A 605-nucleotide genomic window follows, 5' to 3' on the forward strand; every position below is an offset into this window, starting at 1 on the left:
AACTGGGGTGAAGTCGTAACAAGGTAGCCGTATCGGAAGGTGCGGCTGGATCACCTCCTTTCTAAGAGAGCGAGTAAGGGTTGTTTTACTGTTGAGTTATCAAGTATCGAGTGAATCAATATAACACTTGATATAATAGAATAACATAAAATTTCGGTGACAATGCGCTTAGGGGTAACACCCGTTCCCATCCCGAACACGATGGTTAAGACCTAAGCGGCCGATGGTACTATGCTGGAGACGGCATGGGAGAGTAGGTGGTCGCCGAATCAAAAAGGGCTTATAGCTCAGCTGGTTAGAGCGCACGCCTGATAAGCGTGAGGTCGGTGGTTCGAGTCCACTTAAGCCCATAAAATTAAATAACTATCCTAGATTATTTGATTAGCTGGGGGCGTAGCTCAGTTGGGAGAGCACCTGCCTTGCAAGCAGGGGGTCAAGAGTTCGAATCTCTCCGTCTCCATTCGGTAAGAAAACTTACCGAGATTAGTACCTTGAAAACTGTATATCGAAATGATTATAACAAACGAAAGAATGTTATAAGTCAGACATCCAAACGCAGATTTAAGATCAAAGATCAAGAATCGAAGTCAATTCAGATTAAGAAT

Annotated in this window: 2 tRNA genes and 2 rRNA genes; all 4 read left to right on the forward strand. The window is 43.8% G+C overall.

The window, feature by feature from the left end:
• Positions 1-61 (forward strand): 16S ribosomal RNA (locus H8704_RS14035); the annotation flags it as partial.
• 91 nt (positions 62-152) lie between these two features.
• Positions 153-270: ribosomal RNA gene (gene rrf, locus H8704_RS14040) — 5S ribosomal RNA — on the forward strand.
• A gap of 6 nt (positions 271-276) precedes the next feature.
• A tRNA-Ile gene (locus tag H8704_RS14045) sits at positions 277-350 on the forward strand.
• 37 nt (positions 351-387) lie between these two features.
• Positions 388-460, forward strand: a tRNA-Ala gene (locus tag H8704_RS14050).
• The last annotated feature ends 145 nt before the right edge of the window (positions 461-605 follow it).

The sequence above is a fragment of the Jutongia huaianensis genome (assembly GCF_014384985.1).
GTDB classification, from domain to species: domain Bacteria; phylum Bacillota; class Clostridia; order Lachnospirales; family Lachnospiraceae; genus Jutongia; species Jutongia huaianensis.